This window comes from Vibrio rumoiensis 1S-45 (genome assembly GCF_000286955.2).
In the GTDB taxonomy this organism is placed as follows: domain Bacteria; phylum Pseudomonadota; class Gammaproteobacteria; order Enterobacterales; family Vibrionaceae; genus Vibrio; species Vibrio rumoiensis_A.
This window is the reverse complement of the sequence record NZ_AJYK02000065.1, coordinates 16080-42884: the sequence shown is the minus strand read 5'-3', so window position 1 is coordinate 42884 and position 26805 is coordinate 16080. Positions and strand designations below refer to the sequence as shown.

Annotated in this window: 18 protein-coding genes and 2 pseudogenes; 5 read left to right on the top strand and 15 right to left on the bottom strand. The window is 38.0% G+C overall.

Annotated features, from left to right (window positions below; all coding sequences use genetic code 11):
• Positions 1–11 precede the first annotated feature (11 nt).
• Complete coding sequence (gene wecB / locus A1QC_RS09200) at positions 12–1097, bottom strand: non-hydrolyzing UDP-N-acetylglucosamine 2-epimerase (protein WP_026025749.1); 1086 nt, start codon at positions 1095–1097, stop codon at positions 12–14.
• Positions 1098–1674: 577 nt separating this feature from the next.
• On the opposite strand from wecB, the pseudogene A1QC_RS15780 reads away from it, so the two are divergent.
• Positions 1675–2851: pseudogene (locus A1QC_RS15780) on the top strand (IS3 family transposase).
• Between the two features lie 301 nt (positions 2852–3152).
• Here the strand turns inward: A1QC_RS15780 and A1QC_RS09185 are convergent.
• Positions 3153–4664, bottom strand: a complete 1512-nt coding sequence (locus A1QC_RS09185) for a CoA-acylating methylmalonate-semialdehyde dehydrogenase (RefSeq protein ID WP_017024539.1) — start codon at positions 4662–4664, stop codon at positions 3153–3155.
• 354 nt (positions 4665–5018) lie between these two features.
• On the opposite strand from A1QC_RS09185, the gene A1QC_RS09180 reads away from it, so the two are divergent.
• Positions 5019–6191, top strand: coding sequence for a Gfo/Idh/MocA family protein (locus tag A1QC_RS09180; protein WP_017024537.1), 1173 nt, complete (start codon positions 5019–5021; stop codon positions 6189–6191).
• A 117-nt stretch (positions 6192–6308) separates the two neighbouring features.
• Here A1QC_RS09180 and A1QC_RS09175 read toward each other — a convergent pair whose 3' ends face one another.
• The 5 genes from A1QC_RS09175 to iolD all read right to left on the bottom strand — a co-directional run bounded on the left by A1QC_RS09175 (position 6309) and on the right by iolD (position 13123).
• Positions 6309–7130 (bottom strand): MurR/RpiR family transcriptional regulator, encoded by an 822-nt coding sequence (locus A1QC_RS09175; protein ID WP_017024536.1) that lies wholly within the window; start codon positions 7128–7130, stop codon positions 6309–6311.
• Positions 7131–7254: 124 nt separating this feature from the next.
• The gene (locus A1QC_RS09170; RefSeq protein WP_017024535.1) at positions 7255–7995 is read right to left on the bottom strand and encodes a sulfite exporter TauE/SafE family protein; all 741 of its coding nucleotides are present in this window, start codon (positions 7993–7995) and stop codon (positions 7255–7257) included.
• Between the two features lie 58 nt (positions 7996–8053).
• The gene (gene iolE / locus A1QC_RS09165; RefSeq protein WP_017024534.1) at positions 8054–8944 is read right to left on the bottom strand and encodes a myo-inosose-2 dehydratase; all 891 of its coding nucleotides are present in this window, start codon (positions 8942–8944) and stop codon (positions 8054–8056) included.
• 22 nt (positions 8945–8966) lie between these two features.
• Positions 8967–10838, bottom strand: coding sequence for a bifunctional 5-dehydro-2-deoxygluconokinase/5-dehydro-2-deoxyphosphogluconate aldolase (locus A1QC_RS09160; protein ID WP_241796584.1), 1872 nt, complete (start codon positions 10836–10838; stop codon positions 8967–8969).
• 344 nt (positions 10839–11182) lie between these two features.
• Positions 11183–13123: a 3D-(3,5/4)-trihydroxycyclohexane-1,2-dione acylhydrolase (decyclizing) gene (iolD, locus tag A1QC_RS09155; RefSeq protein ID WP_017024532.1), complete on the bottom strand. Its 1941-nt coding sequence runs from the start codon at positions 13121–13123 to the stop codon at positions 11183–11185.
• Between the two features lie 251 nt (positions 13124–13374).
• On the opposite strand from iolD, the gene iolB reads away from it, so the two are divergent.
• Entirely contained in the window at positions 13375–14190 is an 816-nt protein-coding gene (iolB, locus tag A1QC_RS09150; protein WP_017024531.1) for a 5-deoxy-glucuronate isomerase, read from the top strand.
• Positions 14191–14276: 86 nt separating this feature from the next.
• Here the strand turns inward: iolB and A1QC_RS09145 are convergent, their stop codons facing one another.
• From A1QC_RS09145 to A1QC_RS09125, 5 genes are all read right to left on the bottom strand, one after another.
• The gene (locus A1QC_RS09145) at positions 14277–14996 is read right to left on the bottom strand and encodes an exonuclease domain-containing protein (protein ID WP_017024530.1); all 720 of its coding nucleotides are present in this window, start codon (positions 14994–14996) and stop codon (positions 14277–14279) included.
• Positions 14993–16852, bottom strand: coding sequence for a DUF294 nucleotidyltransferase-like domain-containing protein (locus A1QC_RS09140; protein ID WP_017024529.1), 1860 nt, complete (start codon positions 16850–16852; stop codon positions 14993–14995). Before A1QC_RS09140 ends, A1QC_RS09145 begins: the two co-directional genes overlap by 4 nt.
• A 57-nt stretch (positions 16853–16909) precedes the next feature.
• Positions 16910–18607: a solute:sodium symporter family transporter gene (locus tag A1QC_RS09135; RefSeq protein ID WP_017024528.1), complete on the bottom strand. Its 1698-nt coding sequence runs from the start codon at positions 18605–18607 to the stop codon at positions 16910–16912.
• An 82-nt stretch (positions 18608–18689) separates the two neighbouring features.
• Positions 18690–19676, bottom strand: a complete 987-nt coding sequence (gene iolG, locus A1QC_RS09130) for an inositol 2-dehydrogenase (protein ID WP_017024527.1) — start codon at positions 19674–19676, stop codon at positions 18690–18692.
• Positions 19677–20271: 595 nt separating this feature from the next.
• Positions 20272–21096 carry a shikimate 5-dehydrogenase gene (locus A1QC_RS09125; RefSeq protein ID WP_017024526.1) on the bottom strand — a complete coding sequence of 275 codons (825 nt, stop codon included), beginning with the start codon at positions 21094–21096 and terminating at the stop codon, positions 20272–20274.
• A gap of 170 nt (positions 21097–21266) precedes the next feature.
• On the opposite strand from A1QC_RS09125, the gene A1QC_RS09120 reads away from it, so the two are divergent.
• Positions 21267–23045, top strand: a complete 1779-nt coding sequence (locus A1QC_RS09120; RefSeq protein WP_017024525.1) for an SgrR family transcriptional regulator — start codon at positions 21267–21269, stop codon at positions 23043–23045.
• 41 nt (positions 23046–23086) lie between these two features.
• Here the strand turns inward: A1QC_RS09120 and A1QC_RS15830 are convergent.
• A pseudogene (locus A1QC_RS15830) lies at positions 23087–23200 on the bottom strand (IS982 family transposase); the annotation flags it as partial.
• Between the two features lie 277 nt (positions 23201–23477).
• Between A1QC_RS15830 and A1QC_RS09110 the strand changes: the two are divergent.
• Complete coding sequence (locus tag A1QC_RS09110; protein WP_017024523.1) at positions 23478–24032, top strand: YgjV family protein; 555 nt, start codon at positions 23478–23480, stop codon at positions 24030–24032.
• Positions 24033–24105: 73 nt separating this feature from the next.
• Here the strand turns inward: A1QC_RS09110 and uxuA are convergent, their stop codons facing one another.
• Both uxuA and A1QC_RS09100 read right to left on the bottom strand, forming a co-directional pair.
• Positions 24106–25170: a mannonate dehydratase gene (uxuA, locus tag A1QC_RS09105; protein WP_017024522.1), complete on the bottom strand. Its 1065-nt coding sequence runs from the start codon at positions 25168–25170 to the stop codon at positions 24106–24108.
• 21 nt (positions 25171–25191) lie between these two features.
• On the bottom strand, positions 25192–26694 hold the full coding sequence (locus tag A1QC_RS09100) for a mannitol dehydrogenase family protein (RefSeq protein ID WP_017024521.1): 1503 nt from the start codon (positions 26692–26694) through the stop codon (positions 25192–25194).
• Positions 26695–26805 lie beyond the last annotated feature (111 nt).

Sequence of the window (26805 nt, the reverse complement as noted above, 5' to 3'; positions counted from 1 at the left end):
AAACATCAAAACTAGTCATTAAAAACCTGTCTAATTTTATTCAAGATAAGTTTAGATGCTTGACCATCCCCATATGGATTAACTACATTACTCGCTTTACCCATTTCCAACATAGATATAGCAGATTCAACAATTCGACTCTCATCTGTTGCGCCAGACAAAACAGACAACCCTAATGCCAAGGCCTCCGGTCTTTCAGTTGTCTCTCTTAATACTACAACTCGTGTACCATAAGTTGGCGCCTCTTCTTGTATACCTCCAGAATCAGTCAATACTAATGGCGCGCTCAGTAGCACTTGTTGTAACTCAATATAATCTAATGGCTCAACCACATTCACAAAGTCACAATCAACCAAATTATCTAGAACCGACTGTTTAACTTTGGGGTTAGGATGAGAAGCAAACAAAAAATGTAAATCAGGTTTGCACTGTGCTAGTGTTTTTATGGCTTGGCAAATCGTCGGAATATATTCCCAGTTTTCTCTACGATGTGCCGTTACCAATACAGTGTTACTAACCTCAACCTTTAACACCCCACTTTCTATTAGATAATTTTGAGCATCAATTGCCGTATTTCCCGTGACTAAAATTGTCGCTGCATCAACCCCTTCTTTTAATAAAGATTCTTTTGCTAAATCAGTAGGAGCAAAATGTAAATTGGCAATTTTCCCTACCAAAGTACGATTTGATTCTTCAGGAAACGGATGTTGTAAATTGCCCGAACGTAAACCTGCTTCAACATGCCCAATAATCGGCACCTGATTATAAAAAGCAGCCAGAGCCCCGGCTAGTGTTGACGAAGTATCGCCATGCACTAAAACACACTGATATTTTTTACTTTGTAATATGCTTTCTACGCTCTTCATCAGACCGCCAACTAAATCACTTAGCGTTGCTCCTATTGGACGCTCTAATACATAAGTTGGTGCAATAGAAAAAAAATGAAATGTCTGATCTGCGAGTGAATCATGCTGACCAGTATGACACCAATCAATATGAACATTCTGTTCCTTAAAGTATTTATAGATTGGAGCCATTTTTATTATTTCAGGTCGGGTTCCTGTCACGATTAACATGTTACACATTTCAAAACTCACAGTGTGTCCTTACTTCCATATCAACAGAAATTATCTAGAGAGTAGATTGATTTAATATTTAGAATATATGAGCTTCCATAAACCTAAAAAATTAGAGACTATCCGCAAAATATTGATAATGACCACTCAAAAGAGTCATAACTATGCAGCGAAAGTCACAAATAAAGATAATTATTACATACTCCTGACGATATAGAACGTGACACTTCTATCACCAAGATCTATAAATTATACTTTATCTCATAAGTGAGACAGCCTCCCCCCCCCTCCCGCAACATAAAACCCAAATATATAAACAGCAGACACGCAAAATCACTCAATAAAGAGTGTTATTTATCAATTAATTAATTAGATTTTGTAGAGAGAAGATTTGGAGCGTGCGGCGGGAATCGAACCCGCATCATCAGCTTGGAAGGGTGTTAACCCACCCTAACGATAAATAGCCACATTTAAATATGTAATTAAAAATTAACAAGTTAAAAGCATAAAAACAATACCAAAATACTGTAGTGGCATAGTGAATTTGGTCACTTAGTTAGAGGTGATATAATCACCTCATAAGTTAACAGGTGACACTATGAAAAAACGTACAAGACGACTATTTAGCGCAGAATTTAAGTTAGAAGCAGCGCAGTTAGTCCTAGATCAGGACTACTCAGTGACTGAAGCTGCCCAAGCCATGAACGTGGGCAAGTCCACGATGGATAAGTGGGTTCGCCAGCTCAGAGAAGAGCGCCAAGGAAAAACACCCAAAGCTGCACCTATAACCCCTGAGCAAATAGAAATTCGGGAATTGAAAAAGAAGCTGGCTCGGCTTGAAGAGCATAATGAAATACTAAAAAAAGCCACGGCTCTGTTGATGTCGGACTCACTGAACAATTCTTGATAATCAAGAAACTCAAGCAGAGCTACAGCGTAAAAACATTATGCGAAGTCTTCAATGTTTACCGAAGTAGTTATAACTATTGGCTTAAACGCCCAACGGTAATTAATGCTGAAACAGTAAAACTTCGCAGCTTAGTTAGCGAGGCTCACGCCGCAAGTAATGGCTCAGCGGGAGCGAGAACCATTTCAGATATAGTTACCAATCAGGGCGTAAAGCTGAGCCGATACCGAGCAACAAAGCTTATGAAAACTCTTGGTTTAGTGAGTTGCCAAGAACCAAAGCATCGTTACAGAAAGGCTTCACAAGAACATATTGAAATTCCTAATCACTTAGGTCGTCAGTTTGCTGTGACCGCCCCAAATGAAGTCTGGGTTGGCGATGTTACGTATATTTGGACAGGTAATCGGTGGATGTATTTAGCGGTTGTTATCGATCTTTTTGCTCGCAAAGTGGTTGGTTGGTCGATGTCTTTATCACTGATACTCGGTTAACAGGTAAAGCTCTTTCGATGGCTTATGAGTCTCGTGGTAAGCCTAAAGGTGTCATGTTCCATAGCGATCAAGGTAGTCACTATACCAGTCGTAAATACCGCCAATTACTGTGGCGTTTTCAGATAAAACAGAGTTTATCTCGCAGAGGAAATTGCTGGGATAATGCGCCAATGGAGCGCTTCTTTAGAAGTCTGAAGACGGAATGGGTGCCAACTGTCGGTTATCGTAGCTTCGCTGAAGCTCAGCAAGAGATCACCCGCTACATTATCGGATATTACTGCCAACTTAGGCCACATCAGTATAACGGTGGCCTAACGCCCAATGAATCAGAACGATTATATTGGGAAAGCTCTAAAATCGTGGCCAATTTTAGTTGACCACTACATATCGTGGTTTTGAAAAAAGGGGGGTATTTTGAATGCCACTAACGAGAAATAGTTACTACCCTATTTTAACAGTAAGAAATTCTCACCAGTGCTAACTCCAAACAATACAATCAAAAACTACAGTCAATTTTTGTAGCAAAACACATACACACAATTAACATGGAACTTCGAACAGACTAATAAAAAGCCTGTAAACAATTAAGTTTACAGGCTATTAATAGGCAAGTGCGGCTTTTATTTCACTCAACTAGTCATGATTAATAAACAACCACTAAGATCAAAAATTAAAACATTACCCTAATGTAGGCATCACAAATGAGCTTTCATGCTGCTTCAAACGGACACTCGCAGGCCAAATACTTGTCACTGTTTTCATACGAGTATAGAAGCGCACCCCATCATTACCATGAACATTTAACGGTCCAAAAATAGAGCGTTTCCAACCACCAAAACTATGAAACGCCATAGGCACAGGAATAGGAATATTAATTCCAACCATACCAACTTGAACATTTTCACTAAATTGACGAGCGGTTTCGCCATCCCTTGTAAAAATAGCTGTCCCATTGCCGTATTCATGTTTGTTAATTAATTCAAGCGCAGTATCATAATCACTTACACGCACTATTGCGAGCACAGGTCCAAAAATCTCTTCCTGATAAATACTCATCTCAGGAGACACATTATCAAATAATGTTGGACCAACAAAAAAACCAGTTTCATGATCAGCGACTTTTAATTCACGCCCATCAACAAGAAGTGATGCTCCCTGCTGAACACCTGAATCTATATAGCTTTCAATTTTTTCTTTATGCTGTTGAGAAATAACCGGCCCCATATCATTCTCACCTTCTGAAATCACGCCTGGACCCACTTTCATTTTACTTATGTGATTTTGTAATCGTGAAATCAATTGTTCTGCCGTTTCATCTCCAACAGCTACCACCACTGATAGTGCCATACAACGCTCGCCAGCAGCGCCATACGCCGCCCCCATAATTGCATTTGATGCCATATCCAAATCTGCATCTGGCATTACTATACAATGGTTTTTAGCGCCACCTAGTGCTTGACAACGCTTACCATGTGCTGATGCTGTTGAATATATATATTCAGCAATTGGTGTAGAGCCAACAAAACTAACGGCTTGCACTCGGTCATCTGTTAGCAAGACATCTACAGACTCTTTATCACCATTTACGACATTAAAGACCCCATCAGGTAAGCCTGCTTCAGAAAGTAACTTTGCAATTTCAATCGCAAGAGATGGATCTTTTTCTGATGGTTTTAATACAAATGTATTACCTGTCGCTAAGGATATTGGAAACATCCACATTGGAACCATAGCTGGGAAATTAAATGGCGTGATACCAGCACAAACACCTAAAGGTTGCATTAGTGAGTGAGAATCTACACCAGTACCTACATTAGCAGAATGTTCACCTTTTTGAAGGTGAGGAATGCCGCATGCGAATTCAACAACTTCTAAACCACGAGTCAATTCACCTAAAGCATCTGAATACACTTTCCCATGCTCTTGAGAAATCAATTTAGCTAAACGGTCACTGTTTTCTTCAAGTAATGATTTGAACTTAAACATAATCCGAGAACGTTTTAATGGAGATAATCTAGACCATTTTGCAAATGCATCTTGTGCAGAAGCGATAGCATCTTCTGTATCTTTTACAGTACTAAGTGCTACTTGCTTAATTTTCTCACCACTTGCTGGATTATAAACAGGCGAAAATCGGTTGGTTAAAGACTCAACTAACGCACCATTAATGTAATTATGCAGGGTTTCCATGTGTTATCTCCTAGGTAATTTAATTACTTGATAAACCACACAACTAAAATGTCGGTTAACACAAGCAATGGATATGATTCATTTCATCACTAGCATAATAAGAAATAAACATTTCATTTTCAAGGTGCGATATTTATTTTGTTTCGACAAAATGATTGATGTCACATAATGAATCGTCCTAACTCTTAATGATAGTTAAGGCCTGATGATAAAAGCCAAGATTCATCTTACTTTGATTGCACATAAATAATAAAAATGATTCTCCGATCACGATAAATGAAAATAAAATTTCAAAATAATATAAATTAATATAAATTTGAAATAAAAATTTCAAAGGCCACATGAGGATTCAACATGTTTAATGAAGAGATAAAATTACAAGAACCTTTACGTTTAGGTATGGTCGGCGGTGGTCGAGGAAGCCAAATTGGCTACTCTCACAGAAATGCGGCTCAACGAGATGGTTTATTTCAACTTACAGCTGGTGCTTTTGATCTTAACCCTAAACGATGTAAAGAGTTTGGGTCTAATATCGGTATTGATCCTGAACGTTGCTACGACAACTACCAAGATTTATTTAAATTAGAAGCTCAGCGCAGTGATGGTATTCAAGCCGTATCTATTGCTACGCCAAATTCGACTCATTACGAAATTTGTAAAGCGGCTCTACTATCTGGATTACATGTTATATGTGAAAAACCCATCACTTTTACAACAGAAGAAGCCAAAGAATTAAAAGAGATTGCTATTAATCATAATAGGGCCATTGGTGTAATGTACGGCTATACAGGCTACCAAATGATTCACCAAGCCAAAGAAATGGTTCAACGTGGTGACTTAGGAAAAATTCGTGTTGTGAATATGCAGTTTGCACACGGCTTTAATAATGAAGAGCTTGAAAAAGATAATCCAAGCCTAAAATGGCGAGTAACACCTGAAGTTTCTGGCCCTACATTTGTGATCGGTGATATTGGTACTCATGCATTTTATTTATGTGAAATGATAACCGACCTAAAATTAAAGAGACTTTCTTGCATGCGCCAAAGCTTCATCGAAAACCGTGCGCCACTCGAAGATAATGCCCATGTAATGATGGAATTCCACGGGGGGGCAGTTGGAACACTGTGGGCTTCAGCTGTTAACTCAGGCTCTATGCACCAACAAAAAATCCGTATTGTCGGGGAAAAAGCGTCCATTGAATGGTGGGATGAGCAACCAAACCAGTTACGTTATGAAGTTCAAGGGGAGCCTGCCCGTATCCTTGAAAGAGGAATGGATTACTTATACCAAACGATTGAAGCTATCGCATCAAATCGTATAGGAGGTGGACACCCTGAAGGTTACTTTGAATCATGGTCTAACCTATATCACCGTTTCGCATTAGTTTTCAACGCCATTAATAATGATGATATAGAAACAGCTAATAGCATTTGGTACCCAGATGTCAATGCCGGAATAAACGGGGTAAAGCTATGTGAGAAATGTGTTGAATCTTCAAATAACCAATCTTCCTGGGTCAATTTCTAGTTGATAAAACAATAATACTTCATTGTATTTTCTAAGAAATTTACTCATAAAAAAATGCACTTACCTATATAGCAAGTGCATTTCTTACTTGATATCAAATTTCAACATTAATATTTGTCATCTTTTAAAGGCTAAAGATACGGCTAATGTTTGAACTAAACATAATGATGCAGCCTGTGACCTAAATGCTTCCACTTTAGCTTCCTTAACCACAAAACATACATCTGATGATGACGTTAAAGGGCTAACTTGACTATCTGTGACGATTATTTGTTTCGTCGCGGTGCCAGATAGAGCATGACTGATTGCTGTGGTTTCTTTAGAATACGGTGAAAAACTTATCACAACTAATACATCATCATCTTCGATTGTACTGAGCTGCTCTTTAAACATCCCACCTAGGCCATCTATTAAAAATGCTCGTTTATTCAAATGCCTTAGTGCATAGCTCAAATATGAAGAAACACTAAAAGACCGCCCTAAACCAACAACATATATATTCTTTGCCTTGTGCAAAATGTCTACAGCTTCATTCAATTTTTCTACTGACATTTGTGCCGCAAGTTGTTGCATAGCACCGCTATTTGCACGTGAAAATTCTTGCAAAATTTCAATAGGTTCTTCCGGAGATGCGGCTTCACCTTCTAATTCTTTTAGAAGTTTCACTCGATCAGTATAACTCGATGTCTCTTCCAACAAGTTACTTCGAAATAATTGTTTCATTTCATTGAAACCATTAAATCCAAAAGCACTAGCAAAACGAATAAGCGTTGATGGGGGGACATCAGCTTGCTCAGCAATAACCGACACTGTTTCAAAGGCTACACTATTTTTATTATCTAGCACGTAAGCTGCAACTTGCTGTAACCTTTTACTTAACTCATCATAACGTGTACGAATATGATCTTCTAACTCAGTGAGTGTTGTGGCAGATGACATTATCGTTCCCTATTAATATTCAGATTTTTAATTCTATATAAAACGAAATGAAAATAAAATTTTTTGTTCATTTCATTACTGATATAAAACATACTTGTCTTAAAAAGGTGATTAAGGACACATTTTATAAAGGTAAAGAGTCCCAAAACAGCTTCCCACCAGAAATCACTAAACTAAAGTAGCACACATTATATATAAGTCTTCGATTGACCTTATTCAAAAAAAGAACACCCAGCCAGACTCCCAAAGGAGCTAAGGGCATCAATACCAGGGAGGTTAAAATATTTTCTTTATCAAACGCCCCAATCACAGTAAATGTAAACAACTTCAAAATATTCACTGTAGTAAAAAACACCACCATTGTAGCAATGAGGGTTACTTTATTAAGCTTTAACGGCAATAAATAAATACTTGCAGGCCCCCCTCCTGCATGAATAGTGGTACTTGAAAAACCACTTAAAGCACTCCAAAAAAACGTTCTTTTTAGATCACTTTTTATCGATTGAGATGATGATATGTAAAAGGATAAACCAAACCATATACATAAAGCACCAATCGTCGCACTAACAATATTTGTTGGAATATAAGATAGAAACAAGCTTGCAAATAACACACCGCAGCAAGCTCCCGGCATCATATTCTTTAAAAGACTATAATTGGCATTTCGCCAATGATGCTGCACTGCAAAGATGTCCATTAACATTAAAACAGGCAATAAAATAGCTGCCGCTTTAACTGCTGGTATAACAAGAGATATAAGAGGAACAGCAATCACGCCTAACGAACCACCTAATCCACCTTTACCTATTCCATAAATTAATACAGCTGGAATTGCGACAAAATAAAACCAAGGGTCTTGAATCATTACAATTTACTTATATAAAAAAAGGCGCCTAATCAGACGCCTATATTACGATTCAATATCACATCAATTTAGCATCTGTTGCAAATTTTTTTAGATTATTGAAGCCCAAAGTAGCAAACTCTAATGGATTAGCAATCGCTGGATCTTGCTCAGCTTCAACAACGAGCCAACCAGAGTAATCCACCTCTTTTAACTGTTTAAAAATCGATGGATAATCAACACAGCCATCTCCAGGAACGGTAAAGACCCCTTCTAATACTGAATCAAGAAAGCTTAGATTTCTATTTTTAACATCTTTCAGTATATCTGAACGGATATCTTTACAATGAACATGGTTAATACGCTCAATCCAACGTTGCGCTACTTTTACTGGATCTGCCCCAGCAAAAGTTAAGTGTCCTGAATCTAATAGCAAACCAACTTCATTACCTGTATATGACATTAAATTATCGATATCACTTTCATTTTCAATCACTGTACCCATATGATGGTGGTAGGCAACCTGTACCCCCATACTTTGAGTATACTTAGCAAATTCCGTCAATTTTCGACCATATTCTTCCCAACGATCGTAAGGAAAACTAGGACGTAAATGAACTGGTGTATCTTGTTTGCCATGTATACAATCGGTAACTTCACATACCACCATTACTTTTGCACCAAGCTCACGTAACAAAGTTAAGTGTTCTTTTACGGCTTCAATTTCCTCTTCAACACTACGTGTTAATAACTCCATCGAATACCAACCGGAAACTAGTTTTAAATCATGATTATCTAAAATAGGCCCTAGCACGCTCGCTTGCCTAGGAAATTTATTACCTAGTTCAAAACCTGAAAATCCAGCTTGTTTACCTTCTGATAAGCATGTGTCTAAAGGCGTCTCTGCACCAAGTGTTGGTAAATCATCATTAGTCCAAGTTAATGGGTTTATTCCTAATTGTACGGTCATTATTTACTCCTTTACCCTTCACTTATTTACGAGAACGCCATAAATCAATTAAATTGTGATAATTAGATTTAACTTGATCAATTAGCTCTTGATCATTGATTTCATTTGCAAACCATTTTTTAGATGGCTCACCAAATAAAGTCCGCCCCACCGCAAAACCTTTCACTTTATTATTGTTTGAAGCTTGTATAAAGCCGGATTTAAGCTCTTCTTGGGGAGCATCAAGTCCTAGCAAAACAACACCACAACATTGAGGATCTCGCTCATCAATAAGGTCAGAAGCAGCTTGCCAAGAACTTTCGGCTAATGGAGGTAGCTTCCACCAATCAGGCTTGATACCTAAGTTATAAAAACGCTTCATTGCTCGTAAGTAAAGATCATCATTTTTTTCGATATCTTTAGGCAAAATTATTTCAATTAATAATTGATGACCCGACTTACAGCATGCAGCGTACACTTCTTGAATTTGATGCTCTTGGGTTAAGCGAAGTGAATGTTCATCTTCAGGATTAAAGAAAACAAGGCACTTAACAATATGCTCTAACGGCCAATCAATTAGCTGAGAACCAATATTGCCATGCTCAAGTTCTAGTGGCCTTGAACCAGGTAGCTCTATTGGACGACCTATCCACCAACCTTGTCCTGTTATTTCATTCAAGACATCTTGCCCAAATGTACTATCACAAAGCAGCCCTGACTTACCTTCTAAACCTGCTTCTTTAGATACTTCTCGACTAGCTTGCAATATCAATTTTTTCAGCGGTTGAATTCGCTCAATATCGGTATTGGCATTTTGAGCCATCTCAACAAATTGAATACGGTGGTCAAATGCCATAACACATAACTCATCCCATGAATGTTTACGTGTTGTTGTTCGATGTAAGTGATTTAATTCCTTGTCAAGATCAGGCCGTTTCACCTCTTCTACTCTGGATAAATAATTATCTAATTCCAGCTTCGTTGGCATAGCCGGTGCGCATCCATGGCGTGATACTACTAAAGCACCACATGCATTGGCATAACGACATGCCTGCTCCCACCCTTCACCATTGAGATAACCTCTAAGTAAACCGGACATAAAAGCATCACCAGCACCTAAGACATTCAACACATCAACACGAACACCGTGAACTGTAATCCCATCATCTAGTTGAGCAGGAATCTCTCCTGTAAAAACAGAGCAACCTAGTGGGCCACGTTTACATACAAATTCAGCATTAGACACCTCTCGAATAGACGTTAAAGCTTTGATGGTATCCGTTGAACCTCCAGCAATATGGAACTCTTCTTCCGTACCAACAATAACATCGAATAAACCAAGTACCTCTTTTAGTTGATTAGTCACTTCACCGGACTCAATAAAACGAGTTTCACCATCACCCAGAGAAGTTAGCCCCCAAAGGACAGGTCTATAATCAATGTCTAATGCTGTCTTAACGCCATTACGACGAGCATACTTCAGTGCAGTAAGAACCGCTTCACGCGTTTTGGGATGAGAAAGATGAGTACCTGTAATAGCAAGACAGCGTGCTGATGCTATATATTCCTCAGTAAAATCATCGGGCGATATCGCCATATCAGCACAATTCTCGCGATAAAAAATTAGTGGGAATGTATCTTCATCTTTAATACCTAAAAGCACCAAAGCCGTTAAGCGCTCTTGATCGGTGATAAGATTACTTGTATCACAACCAACACGGTTCAACTCCTCACGTAAAAAACGTCCCATATGCTCATCACCAACCCGTGCAAGCATAGAAGATTTCAAACCTTGAACCGCTGTACCATACGCAACATTGCCAGATGAGCCACCAAGATACTTATTAAAAGATCCCATATCCTCTAAACGAGAACCAATCTGCTGGCCATATAGATCAACTGCGATTCTTCCCATACAAATCACATCTAACTGTTTATTAGTGTTCACATTACCGCTCCTTCGTTCTACCAACCAGCTTTACGCAAACAAATCAATGTGCAAATCCAGTATTAGTATTGATATCAATCATTCTACATATCATTTATACGAAATATTCATTTCATTTTCAATCTGTTTGAGATTAAAAATTTCATTATGTGATCGGAGCGAAATTTTAATTTCATATAATTGCACTCTATGTAAAATAAAAACCTGAGCCAGTAAATACCGACGTCAGGCTTTTAATTGCTGATAACAGAGAAGTTCAATTTAAAGTGTCTCAGTTAACTTAATGACTCTTAACATTGTTTATATAAAAATTAATAACGTCTAATATGGTTTCTCACCATTTCATCTATTTGTTCAGCAGACTCAACAATTTCTTTTTTATCAGCAAGCTGCGCTGTCCCTACTCGCCACCAGGCCTCATAACCATGTGTCATCGTTTTGGGAAGAACTTTGATATCTATTAAAGTAGGTACATTTTGTTTTTTGGAGTCTTCAATTGCTCGAATTAATTGCTCTTCATTAAATACTTTATACGCTTTACAACCATAACTCTCAGCATTTTTAGCAAAGTCAACCGGTACTAAACTTCCGGTCATTTTTCCCGTCTTAGGATCTCTAAAACGATTTTCAGTACCAAAACTTCCCATTCCTTGGCTCATTTGTAAATTATTAATACAACCAAAACTAGCATTATCAAATAAAATCAAATTGACTTTTATACCCTCTTGAACTGCTGTTTGTAATTCAGAATGAAGCATCATGTATGAACCATCACCGACCATTGCATAAACCGGTTGTTCTGGAGACGCAATTTTTGCTCCAATAGAAGCAGCGACTTCATAGCCCATGCAAGAATAACCATATTCCATGTGATAAGTATCTGGTAATTTTGGCTCCCATAAACGTTGTAAATCACCAGGTAAAGATCCCGCTGCGCCAACAACAATCGCATTTGGTTCGAGGTGCTTATCCAATAACCCCAAGACCCGAGTTTGTGTCAATTCTGTTTGTAAGAAATCTCTATATTCGGTTAATTCGGAATCAAAATGCCCTTCGACCTCAGGTGAAAATCCATCCTCAAACCTTACATCAAATAAACGCGTTCTTTCTTTCTGCCAAGACTGTTTGATCTCTATAATTTCATTATCATATTGAGCCTTATAGCCAGATATACTAAGAGCTTCTGAAATCGCATCCAATGCCTCTCTAGCATCGGCAACAACCGGTGTTGCATCAAGCTTACAAGCATCGAATTCGGCAACGTTAATCGTCAAAAAGTCAACATCTGGATTCATAAATAAAGACTTTGACGCAGTAGTAAAATCGGTAAACCTAGTACCAACACCTATTACTAAATCGGCATCTTTAGCAATAATATTTGCGGCTAATCCACCCGTTGTTCCTATCCCACCAAGATTCAGAGGATGCTCCGCAATAATTGCACTTTTTCCTGCTTGTGTTTCACCAAACGGGATAGCGAATTGTTCAGAAAATAATTTGAAACTTTCATGAGCCTCTGAATAACGAACACCACCACCACAAATTAAAATTGGTTTTTTCTTCTTTTTAATCAGATCAACAGCATCATCTAACATAGGTTTTGTAGGAAGGCGTCTCTCCATTCTGTGCACACGTTTTTGAAAAAAGTATTCAGGAAAATCATAGGTCTCCCCCTGAACATCTTGGGGTAGACATATCGTTACTGCACCAGTATCTGCAGGATCAGTTAAGACTCGCATTGCCTGAATCATCGCAGTCATTAATTGTTCAGGTCTATTAATTCTATCCCAATAACGAGAAACGGGCTTGAAGCAATCATTGGTGCTAATCGAACCATCGTGATATTGCTCAACTTGTTGCAATACAGGATCAGGTTGGCGCGAAGCAAAAGTATCACCAGGTAAAAATAAAACAGGTATTCTATTCGCTGTAGCTGTCGCTGCAGAAGTAATCATATTCGCAGCACCTGGGCCAACTGATGAAGTTACTGCATAGATTTTCTTTCTTTTATGTTGCTTTGCAAATCCCATAGCAATGTGGGCCATGCCTTGCTCATTACATCCTTGATGTACCAATAAATGACCTGGATCTTGCTCTAAAGCTTGACCTATTCCTACAACATTACCATGACCAAAAATAGTAAAAACACCATGAATAAAAGGATGTTCAACATCATCTACTTCAATAAATTGTTGGTTCAGAAATTTCACCAATGCCTGAGCTGTTGTCATTTTTATATTAGCCATAGCCATATTACTCCATAATCAATAATGGTATTTTCTACTTAATTCGCCCATTCGGAACGATCAACTTACCAAGGATACCAGTCAACTATATGGAATATAAATTTCATTTCAAAGTATTTATGAAATACATTTAACTTTTGTGATCTTGTTAAAGGTTCTTCAAATACCACCATTTAACATGTTACTCGAGCATTTCAATTACCATAAATGAAATGTATATTTCATTATACTTTTAATTTTGAACGTTAAGGATTGTCATGTCTAAATTATTATCTAAGTATCAGAAGCCCGATACTCAAGGAAGAACTCAGCATATCACGCCTGAATTAGCCAATTGGAAATATGTAGGTTTTGATGTTTACGAAATTGCAGCAGGGCAAACTATTAACCTTCCGGCTAGTGACAGAGAAACCTGTTTAGTCTTAGTTGCAGGTAAAGCTACAGTTAGCACCCACAATCAAAGCTTTGAAAATATCGGCGAACGTATGGATCCTTTTGAACGAAAAAAACCATACGCTGTGTATATAACCAATGGTGAAAGTTACTCTGTTACTGCCCTAACCCACTTAGAGTTGGCCGTATGTACTGCTCCTGGCAATAATGGGCATTCAACTCGCCTTATCGTGCCAGACAATATCGATGCAGAAGCAAGAGGCAAAGGAAATAACCAAAGATATGTCCATAATATATTACCTGACTATGCAGATGCGGATAGCTTATTAGTGGTCGAAGTTTATACCGATGAAGGCTGTACGAGCTCTTACCCAAGCCATAAACATGATCAATCAAATGAACCAACAGAAACCTACTTGGAAGAAACCTATTATCATAGGCTCAATCCAACACAAGGTTTTTGTATGCAACGTGTTTATACTGATGATCGTGAACTTGATGAAAGTATGGCTGTGTATAATAAAGATGTCGTGAAGGTACCAAAAGGATACCATCCAGTTGCTACCATCGCAGGATATAATAGTTACTACCTGAATGTAATGGCTGGACCATCAAGAAAGTGGTTATTTACCTGGGAAGATGATCATGAATGGATAAACTCTGCAGAATACTCTAAATAGAATGTAAAATAATAAAAACTCGATCAAATGATCGAGTTTTTTATTTAAATTAACACATATAACCTTTCTTATTTCTATTTCTTCATTTAGGAAGACTGTGAACGAGAAAGCAACTCTCCTATTGTAACTCGCTTTTCCGAGAATATTTCTTTAATTAATACAAGAAATAGCTCACCTGTTGCAACTGCATCAGCAAAGGCATTATGAGCCAAATACGGAGGCAAACCTTTTTTTTGACGAATTTCACTTAATCGTAAATCTGGTTTAGCTTGACCCCAATAATCAGATAATGACTTCTCTAACTTTAAAGTATCTAAAAATACGATAGGTAAAGGCGTATCGTGACTTAATGCAAGCGCGCGTCTTAAAAAGCGTTGTTCGATTTCAGCGCAATGAGCAACAACCACCTTCCCTGCTAACGACAGCACAAGCTTTTCCATACATTCTTTTTCAGTACAACCACCAATAAGGACTTCAGGAAGTATATGATTAATAACCGCCGTTTCGGGTTTTATAGCATTAGCTGCCAACATATAAAAATGTTGCGCACTAGAAAGAGATAAAATTTGGTTTTTAATATTAACACTACCTACTGATAGAATTTCATCGTTATAACTATCAAGCCCTGTTGTTTCAAAATCTAGAACAATAAACTCGATATCTTCGATCAAGGTATCTGGAGAAGGAATAGGGTATTCAAATAAAATCGAGCAAGAATTAGGAAGCACACCTTTTTTTATTTCATTGATCCTTTTTCTCTCTAATTGTTCTAATGGATGAAATGATCTCAATAATTGTTTAATCATACTAGCTTCCCTTTCGCATGATAACGTTGCTGAGCAGCTTCTTGATAACGTGTAATAATCCGGAATGCGTCTTTGAGATGGTTACGCTCAAAAGGGGTTAAGTTGGCAGGGGAGATATAATTTGTAATTTCTTGATCAGTCAATATTGCGGTAGATTGATGACGAAAGCGAACTTTATTAATAAAAGCGAGTGCCTCTTGAAGCTCCTGCTTACTTGTTTGACTAATCACCCCTTGTTCAGCGGCCACACCCAACCTAGTATTAGTATCTGTCAATAAGCACCCTGCATTCAAAGCATAAATCCGTGAAAGCTCTACAATTAAACTAACCGCTTGTTTTTTAATATTTAATACGTCTTTATTTTCACCGTATTTTGTCAATACAAATTGACGAAATAGGCCCAAAGGAGGACTAACTCTCGTTGAATTTGCTACTAAAATAGATAAAATTCTGTTGTTTCCATTTAAATATGTTTTTATAGTTTTCAGAATGTCATCGACAAGATAAGCTTTACCAAATAAATGACGGATATCTAAAAAGACACTAATATCAAGAATTGATTGAGGATCAGGGTTAATAATCCAATGCTTATAATAATTTTTCCATACTGTTAATGATACTCTCCACTCATCATTACTCGCCATTTTATTTGCAGGACACAAATCATACCCACAAGCATTTAGCCCGTTACATACAAAATTAGACAATTTTCGAAAATATACGCTTTCATTTGGTGTAGGTTCTTTTTCTAATATCAATCCATTATCTTGATCAGAGTTTAAATGAATCTCATGCCTAGCCTGTGATCCTGCAACAAACCAAGAATACTCCATCGGTGGTGGACCTAGTTTTTTTTCTGCCAGTTGCAATAACCTTTTATTAAATGCATCGGCAATCAAAGTCATAATCTGTTGTATTGATTTCGATTTAACCCCAGTTTCTAATAAAGAATGAAAGACCGCATAACGTTGAGGGACTAAAGCAACTAACTCTTCTATGGATTCTTGACGATAGATACGGCTAATAAGAAAGATTGCCTGTGCATGGTTTTTTTCAACTAAACTCGTTGCGGTTAATACACCAATCACATCATTACCATCTATGATAGGCACACTACGAATATTATATTGCATCATATATTCGATAGCTTCCAATAATAAAGTGTCTTTCCCTAGGACTTGTGGAGATTCCGTCATTACAGTCCTAATTGGCTCAAAAACACTACTCGCTTTAGCTATAACTCGCTTTGTAAGATCTCGGTCTGTTACAATGCCAACAAGCTTTCCATCTTCAACAACCAACGCATTCGACCGATGTTTTTCAACCATCACATTTGCAACATTTTGTATCGACATCGAAGATTCGACTTGTGCTACTCGACGGTTCATCACATGCTCGACGGTCTTTAAGTATATCGATTCATCGGTTGCTAGTTTTTTTTCTGAATGGGCTAACCGAATAAAATCATGATCAGAAAAATGATCTCGTATTTTAGGAGTCTCATCCATTAACTGCTGCAGCGTAGTTTTAGGTATTCGGTATAATAATGTGTTTTCTATTGCTTTAACGGTATATTCACTTTCTCCATTACGGTAAAGCTGTGTGAAGCCAAATATATCCCCTTCACCAGTCCTGGAGCGTAAAGAACCATCATGGTGCAACTGTTCAATAGCCCCCATACGCACAATATATAAACCTTGACCTACTATTTTTTCACTTGTTAAAGTCTCATCCTTCATCAAATAAATAATGTCAACTGAAGAAGCTAAAGCGTTTTGTGATTCAAACGTAAGCAAATCAAAAGGATCTATTTTTGCAATAAAGGCAACAATATTAGGGAGTAAAGAATCTTCCATTTTTATTTCCCAAAAATCTCCTTATAAAGAAATAAGGAGATTTTTTATAAAGTATAATTATAATATTTTTGGTGTATTCGTAACTTTAGAACTCTTAATGAGCTCTCGGGCTATGGTCCAAAAAACATAGGTTAATGCTATACAGGCCAATACATAATAACTAAACATTAACCAACTCGGTACATTTTGTGCTAAGAAAATATACATGGATACTGAAGCTAATGTAATTAGCACTGATATAGGTGCAGTCATAGACCAAGGATTAATATCAACTTGCTCAGTGTAAACATCATTATACTCTTCTTGTGGATAGAAATAGCCGACCACTAACATAAATATGACGTTACCAACAAACAACAAACCAACAAGATGAAAAAAGTGTATATCTACTTTAATAACAAAATTAAACAGAATATATGCTGACATCCCAAATAATAAGCCTAATTTAGCTGCAATTGCTGGTACACGTTTTGTCAGAAGGCCAACTAAAACAACACTTAAAATTGGAGAGTTAAATATACCTTGAAGCTGTTGAATTAAGTAGAACAAGCCATCTGGTGCATTAGCGACTAAAGGAGCTACAATCATAGAAATGATAGCTAACCCTAAACCTAAATACTTACCTATTGTAACAACTTGAGATTCAGTTGCGTTAGGATTTAAAGACTTCTTATATATGTTGACTGTAAATAAGGTAACCGATGAGTTCAACCCCCCACTAAATGTTGAGAAAACAGCTCCTACAACAACTGCAGCAAAAAAGCCGACCAACACTTCAGGTAGAACCAATTGAACTAGATTAGGGTATGCTTGATCTGGATTTTCCAGTTGACCATTAAATACATGAAAAGCAATGATTCCAGGAAGAATAATAATACTAGGAATCATTAACTTAAAAAACGCGCATAATAGTACACCTTTTTGTCCTTCAGCTAAGTTCTTCGCCCCTAACGCTTTCTGTACTATTGATTGGTTACAGCACCAGAAAAACATATTAGAAATAATCAAACCCGTAAATAATGTAGAAAATGGTACCAATGAATCATCACCCCCTATAGAATTGAATTTTTCAGGATGATCTTGATAGACCTCTGTAAGGCCTGACAAAACATCGCCGTTACCAACATAAGCTAAAGCGAATAATGTGACCATCAAACCACCGACTATTAAACCAACACCGTTAATTGTGTCTGCAACAGCAATGGCTTTAATACCACCAAAAATGGCATATAAAGCGCCGATACCACCAACTCCCCATACCATCAACCAAAGTGCCGTCGATTTTTCCACTTCAAATACATTTGATACTTGAAATAAACTTTCTAAAGCAATTGCTCCTGTGTATAAAACAATAGGTAATAATGAGATAACATACATACCAAGAAACAAGATAGAAGTAATCGTTAAAGTTTGTTTATCAAACCGTTTTTCTAAATACTCTGGAATACTGGAGATCCCAAGTTTCAAATAACGGGGTAAAAAGAAAATAGCAAATAAAACGATGGTCATCGCTGCCATCACTTCCCATGCCATAACAATAAAGCCAGTTCTAAATGATAGACCATTTAAGCCAACTAAATGCTCCGTAGAGAGGTTCATAAGCAACATTGAACCCCCTATATACACTCCTGTTAATGAACGTCCACCTAAGAAATAACCCTCAGCTGAATCAGTAAGATGAGAATTACGTGTCTTATAATATGAAAACCCTGCTACAAATAAAGTAAATGCTAAAAAAGAAATAAACGCGAACATGGTTCCTCCAAGATTTTTCGTTTATTAACTAGCCCAAGTCCATCAGGCTAGTAATAGAATCAAATATCGCCAAAAGTTGAAATTACATTTGTATTTCTTTACCTGTAATTAAAGACTCCAGAGCTTTATCTGCAATACGTAAAGCTTGTTCGCCATCAAAACCAGTACATTCTGGTTTTGACCTTTGAGCTAAAATATCAGTAAAATGTTGCCATTCCGCACGATAAGCTTGCTCATATCGCTGAAGAAAAAAGTGTTCTGGTTTAGCTGATACACACCCAAAATCACTCCACTGCTCCACTGTATTTTCATTAATATTATTCGCTTTTAGTAAACCTTTTTCACCATGCAACTCAATACGTTGATCGTAACCGTAACCTGAACGGCGACTATTTGAAATTGTCGCCATAGCTCCTGATGCAAACTTCATTACTACAAAAGCGGTATCAATATCACCTTCTTCTCCTATCTCAGGGTCAATAAGGTTACTACCTTGAGCATATATAGAAACGGGCTCTTCTCCCATGATATATCGCGCCATATCGAAATCATGAATTGTCATATCTCGAAACATTCCACCTGAAACTTTAATGTATTGCGCTGGTGGGGGTGATGGATCTCGAGAAGTGATAATTAATGATTCTGGCTTTCCAATTGCCCCAGATTGAACCTGGTTGCGCAATGTAAGAAATTGCGGATCATAACGACGATTGAAAGCAACAAATAGTGGTACTTGACTTTTTTCTACCACTTTTAAACATTCTTGAACACGGTCTAAGTCAAGGTGTACAGGCTTTTCGCAAAATATTGCTTTCCCCGCCCTAGCTGCCATTTCAATAAGTTCTGCGTGTGTATCTGTAGCAGAAGCAATAAGCACCCCCGCAACCATAGGATCAGCCAAAGCCTCTTCTGTTGTTTGAACCTTCGCTCCATATTGTGTGGCAAGCTTTTGAGCTCCGTCATCATACGGATCAATGATAGAATACAATTGTGTTTCTTTATGGGCAGCAATATTAATTGCGTGTACTTGGCCGATACGTCCAGCGCCAAATAATGCGATATGATACATAGGGTCATCTCCTCTCTACGGGAACTTTTAATCATTTTAGTTAGCTCTTAATTTCACATTACAACCAGCATCGATCTTGCAAGCTGCTAAATGACTTTATTGAGCATTCATTATTGTGAATTTACACAAACACCATATACATGAAAATAAAGTTTCACAAGAAAGTAGTTATGAAATTTTTATTCTAATCGTGAAAATGAGATTTTGTTAACACTTAATGACAAAATAACCACCAAATCACAATGTAGATACCACAAAAAACTAAGTACACTTCCACTTAGAATTCTCGTGTTTAAACCACCTTAAACGAAAAGCAATTATGAAAAACCACGTTATACAGGATCGCAAAGTATTAAGATCTTAAAAGAAGTGAAAAACATTATCGGCAAGGTAGACCGACATAAGAGTGAAACGCTCTTGGAGCCAGTTAGGTTGGAGTTTATCAGCTAAGTTACAGTATTAATTTTATGAATGTTTATTGGAAAAGCAGACTAAATATCAGCAACAGTGACTACATCCGCTTGCTATAAGACAAGCGGTAATAGTAATGAACTTATTATTCATGTAGAGCATCATGCTGATGTTTTATTTAGGTTTAATATTCACTTCTCGAATAAGCCGCTGCTTGTTCAAAAAGCAACTGACTCGGTCTAATTCCAGTGTATAACTGGAACTGCTCAACAGCTTGAATAGCAAAAACTTCACTGCCAGTGATCACTGTTTTATCTATGGATTTTGCATATTCAACCGCTGGCGTAACAGACGGAATAGCAACAACATCAAACAGCACTTGCATATGTTCAATTTCTTGCTCAGAAAAGCAAAATCGTCCTTCTTCTGGGCCTCCACTCATACCTAGTGGAGTCGCATTAATCAGTAGATCAGCCTCGACATCACTCATATCAGCTTGCCATTTGAAACCACATAAATCGGCCAGCGCCTTACCACTCTGCTCATTGGTAGCCACTATCACACCATTAGTAAACCCCAAATCTCTTAAGGCACACGCTACCGCCTTTGCCATTCCACCACTTCCCTTTAAAGCAAATGAGGAATCTGTTGGGATCGCGTATTTAGTTAATAGCGTAGAAATAGCAATGTAATCGGTATTATACGCTTTGAGGTGGCCGTCTGTATTAACGATAGTGTTTACTGAATTAATCGCTGCCGCAGAAGGATCGAGTTCATCCACTAATGCTATGACTTCCTCTTTAAATGGCATTGAAATAGCGCAACCGCGAAAATTAAGGGCCCTCATCCCTGTTATCACGCCAGTAAGATCTTTACTAGTAAATGCTTTATAAAGGTAATTCAACTCCAATGCATTGTAGAGGTAATTATGAAAGCGCGTACCAAAGTTGGTAGGTCTTGCAGCTAAAGACATGCAAATCGTTGTATCTTTATTAATTTTTGTGTTCATCCAAACTCTCCATTTCTTTATTTATGAATAGGTATAACCACAGCAAAATGTCTTGATATCTAGTGATACTCGCTTTCCCACGGTGAGATATACCTTGTTGATGAAGTTAGGATGATATAAATTGAGGCAATTAAAAACTGATACATTTAAATTAAAAAAGTTCCTCTTTTATGGCAAGTAACAGACTCGAACAACAATATCTCAAGCTGCTTAACCACTTCGGTGAAACCAAAGTATCGGTTACATTACAAGAGCTTTCTGACTTACTTTTCTGTACCAAGCGGCACATGAGAAATCTTTTGATTCAAATGCAAGAGTCTGGCTGGATTGATTGGCAAGCAGAATTTGGCCGTGGGAAACGTTCGGCATTAACTCTATTAAGTAATAAAAACCAGTTACTTAGAAAGAAATCTGAAATCTTAATTGATAAAGGTCGCTTCAATGAAGCGATTGATCTTCTCGGCTCAGATAAACACTTAGTTGCGCCATTATTACGCTCGAAACTCGGATTTAGAATTAATCCAGATAACCAAATTCTGCGAGTTCCCTACTATCGAACAATGTACAATTTGTATCCAGGGACACCTTTGCGCCGGTCAGAGCGCCACCTTATTCGTCAGATCTTCAGTGGATTAACCAGAGTAAAAGAGGAAACAGGTGAAGTAGAAGGCGATTTAGCCCATCATTGGCGGAAAATCAATCCGTTTATCTGGCGTTTTTATATAAGGCCTGCAGTTCAATTTCACGATGGTCAGCCGTTAACTTGCAACGATATTGTTACCTCTCTTAATCGTACTCGAAAGCTTGCCCTTTTTTCACATATTGAGCAGATAAAAATTGTCGGACCACATTGTATAGAATTTGAACTCAGTGCAGAAGATGATAACTTTCCGCAATTATTGGCAACAGCCTCTGCACTGATATTACCGAGCAATCACGATGAAGTAGAACATTTTTCGCGCTTACCAGTTGGTACAGGCCCCTATCAAGTGGTGCAAAATGACGAACGCCTTTTATGTCTTAAAGCATTCGATGGTTATTTTGGCTTTAGAGCTTTGCTGGATCAGATTGATATATTGATGTGGCCAAATCTAACTCATCAATCTGATGTCACCGCAGAAGAAACGGAACTATCGCTATCATACAAAGCCAATTCAGCCTGGTTGAGTTCTAGCTTGAGTGACCAAGAATATATCGCAGGTGTTGAGTCTGATCTGACTGGTGGCCCTTCTGACCTTTTTGAGGACATGTTTTTAGAACAAGGTGGATATTTCTTACTCTGCGATAGTCACTCGGACAAGTGGCAAAAACCAGAAAGCAGGGCTTGGTTGCAGCAACTTCTTAACCCTTATTCCATATTAAAAGAGCTGAGTCCTGCTATTCGTTATTTATGGGTTCCAGCAACAAGTTTACTACCGAATTGGTGCCACCGGATAGCCCCGACCAACCCTACGTCTCCTTTTAAGGTCAAAGCATCAAACACCGTGATTCGCTTAGCCTATCATGAACACCATCCAGAGTTTCCAGCTCTAACCAATGCGATAGCGACCCTGCTTAAGCAAAACAATATTGATCTAGAGATAGTTACGTTGCCTTATGAACAATGGGCGCAAGGTACGGCTGATAATATTGATCTCTGGTTAGGTACCATCAATTTTCCAGTACCAGAAACATGGCATGTTGGCGCTTGGTTACTCAGTTCACCATTGATGCGCAGATCAATTAGTGGCAGAGATAACGACCTATTGCAATCCTGGCATAATCAATGGCGCAGCGGAGAAATAAATTCCGAACATCTTATTTGGCAAGTAGTACGCTCAGGTTGGTTACAACCATTATTTCATCATTGGATGCGCCTGAAAGGTCCATCAAATGCTCAAGGTATCCACCTTAATAACTTAGGTTGGTTTGATTTTCGTTCGACTTGGTTTGAGCCAGAAGACAAATAGTTACTTATCTACCCTAATTAACCTCAGATCTGCATAATAAATTATTTTTCTAGCCGAGTAACTTTAATACTCGCTCTACAAGTAATTAATCCTGCGACTAAATTCACTATGAAGCTGATACAGCCTCTGTGCCTCGTATGCTCTATCTGGTGTAAACATCCCTTTTTTAGTGACACTCAAAATTAGAGTTTTCTCGTTGCTGTGATTTGGCCAAATATTCCCACGGATCTCAATCATGCTAATACTTTGCTTAATGCCACTCATTCATTATTCTCTGCGCGCCATCACCTTTTACTGAAATAGCATTTCAATTTACTTCAAATCTACTCTAATCATGGTACTCTAATTGGTATAACAACTTTGAAGTCATTCGACCATTTAGCAAGCGCCTACAGTGGCTAGGCTTCACTTTTCTTCGTTTAAGGCTATTACATGGAATATTTAATTAACCTTTCTTTTGCACAATGGCTTGGCTTTCTTAGCTTTGCCTTGGGGATTTCTACTTTTTATCAAAAAGATGACCGCAAATTAAAGATTTTAATGGTGATATTCCAGTTAAATAACGTCTTGCATTTCTACCTTTTGGGTTCAAATATTTCGGCAATAAGCACACTTTTATCTTTCTTACGAACGGTAACAGCCATTAAGACCTCAAATAAAGTTGTGGCAGCCTTTTTTGTCATAGTCAGTATTGCACTTGGTTTATGGATAGCTGAAGGACCACTTGATTTACTGCCTATCGCTGGATCGGTATTAGGCACCATTGCCGTATTTCTCCTAAAAGGCATTCAAATGCGAATTGCCTTTATCATCGGTGCGGTATGTTGGCTGGCCAATAACATTATCGTTGGTTCCATTGGTGGATCACTTTTAGAGGCGACATTACTAACAGTCAACTTATTTACTATAATGCGCTTATATCGTCACAATAAGAAACTAGAATCCAGTGAAAGGCTAAATTCTTCCCTAGTTGATGAAAAAAAATAACCCCAACAAACAACAAAGGCGATGTACTTTAAGTTTCAGTACATCGCCTTTCTCAATTTATTATCAATTTACATTACGATTTGTGGTTTAGCGTATCCCACAAACCGTTTATATACATAATTCCAAGTGCACGATCATATAAGCCGTAGCCCGGTCTAGCCCACTTTTCCTCCCCCCAAATATGACGCCCATGATCAGGTCGAACATAACCTTGATAGTCATATTTATGAAGCGTTTTTACTACTTCGACAATATCAACCGAACCATCACAAGCACGGTGTGAACTTTCGATAAAATCTCCATTTTCAAAACGCTTTACGTTACGAATATGCATAAAGTGTATGCGGTCATGGTAGCTTTCGATAATTGCAGGAATATCATTATCAATTGAACCTAATGAGCCCGTACATACCGTTAAACCGTTATGAGGTCTATCGACAAGTTTTAAGAAGCGCCCGATATTTTCCTTATTAATAATGATGCGTGGTAGTCCAAAAATCGGGAAAGCGGGATCATCAGGGTGAATCGCCATTTTGATATTACATTCTTCAGCCACCGGAATAATTTGCTCTAAGAAATACTGTAAATTTTTCCATAAATCTTCAGCAGTAAAGCCTTCATACTGTTTGAATGTCTGCTTGAGATTCGCTAAACGCTCTGGCTCCCAACCCGGCATGGTCACATCGGTGTTTTTAGAAATCGTCTCAATCAACTCAATAGGATCAATTTCATTAATTTTACTTTTTTCAAAAAACAAAGCATTCGAACCATCTGGCATTTTTTTATAGAGATTAGTGCGAGTCCAATCAAATACTGGCATAAAGTTATAACAGACGACTTTGACACCAAATTTAGCCAGCACCCTAAGGGTTTGCTTGTAGTTTTCAATGTATTGATCTCGAGTATCAAGACCCAGCTTAATATCTTCATGCACATTGACGCTTTCTACCACATCAATATGAAACCCATATTCTTGCGCTTGTTTTTCAACTTCCGCCACACGCTCTGGTGACCAAAGTGAGCCTGCAGGCATGTCGTGCAATGACCAAACCACACCTTCTACACCCGGAATTTGTTTAATTTGGTCTAAGGTAATTTTATCATTTCCTTCACCATACCAACGAAATGTCATCTTCATAATACTTACCCTTGCCTGCGCTTACACAGTTTGAATAAATTGTTGAACACTTTGCTTGGATCCGTGCTCAATCAGTTGATTTAAAGCATCAATTAACTGGGCTTTAAATGTAGAATTACTCGCTAATTCAGCTGAAAACACCGAATCTAGCGATAAAAATGCGCTAACTATATCCGAAGTAGACTCACCATGTTTTAACCATATATCACTGAACGTTGCTTTCAACGGATCTCTTACATCAATAGTTATTCCCTGCTCGTCTACACCACTAACATATTTCGTCCACGCAGCGACCGCTAAGATCAAACCAGAAACATTGATACCATGAGTTAAGCCATAACCAATGGTCTGTAAAAAGCGTTGTGGCAGTTTTTGAGAACCATCCATCGCAATCTGCCAGGTTCTATGCTGTAGAGCGGTGTTTTGATATCTTGCAATCAACTGGTCTTTATAGGCTTCAAGATCAATTCCTTTTACATCGACTGAAGGGCTAATCTCTTTATCCATTAAGTAACGTATAAAAGCACTAAAAGTTGGATCTGACATGGTTTCCGAGACGGTTTGATAACCCGCCAAATAACCCAAATACGCAATAGAAGAATGAGTACCGTTGAGTAGCCTTAGCTTCATATTTTCGAACGGAATAACATCATCGGTCAGCATAATATTGGCGATAGAGGTTTTTTCCCAAGCCGGTCGATCGTTATTAAATTTATCTTCAATCACCCATTGTAAAAAGGGTTCTGTAGTCACGCAGCAACCATCTTCTACCCCTAATTGATTGGATATTTTATTAATATCACCTTGGGTCGTTTGAGGTACAATTCGGTCGACCATGCTGCAAGGAAAATTAATATTCTCTTTAATCCATACCGCTAACTCAGGATCCAGTTGCTGTGCAAAATCCAACACCACTGATTTTAATACATGACCGTTTTCAGGCAGGTTGTCACACGTTAACGGTGTAAATGGTGTAATACCATTCTCTTTACGAGTTTTGATGGCAGAAACCAAGAAGCCAATTGCGCTATGTGGCTGATCAATATGCTGTAAATCATGTTGAATTAACGGATGATTGATATCTAAATGACCCGTTGATGGCAAATGGCAATAGCCTTTTTCTGTAATCGTCAGAGAAACAATTTTCACTGCTTCGCTGGTCATATAACCAAGAATTTTCTCAACTTGATTACTAAAAAGCACCTCTTCAACGGCACCAATCACTTCAAGGTTAACCTGTTCGTCTTGACCGACTGCAACTGTGTATAGATTGTCTTGGCTTGAGAACTCTTGCTCTACCCCTGTTTCTGATTCAGGTTTACCGGCTGCTCGCCAATTATTGACGCCGACAATTTTCCAGTCGCCACCAAATTCTTTCATCGCGACATCGGTAATTAACGCCTGATGTGCGCGATGAAATGCACCAAAACCTAAATGTACAATACCAACTTTTGCGTTGAGATTATTTTGATTAGGGAGTGAGCTTGCTGTGACATGCTCTAGATTAACTCGATTCAACTTCATAATACGTTCGCCATTTCATATTGTTTTTTAAATTGACTGTTAAAACATTCTTCTACTGCTCTAAACCAACTTAAAAAACAATAAGTCATTTGATTGGGTTCTCTTTGGCTG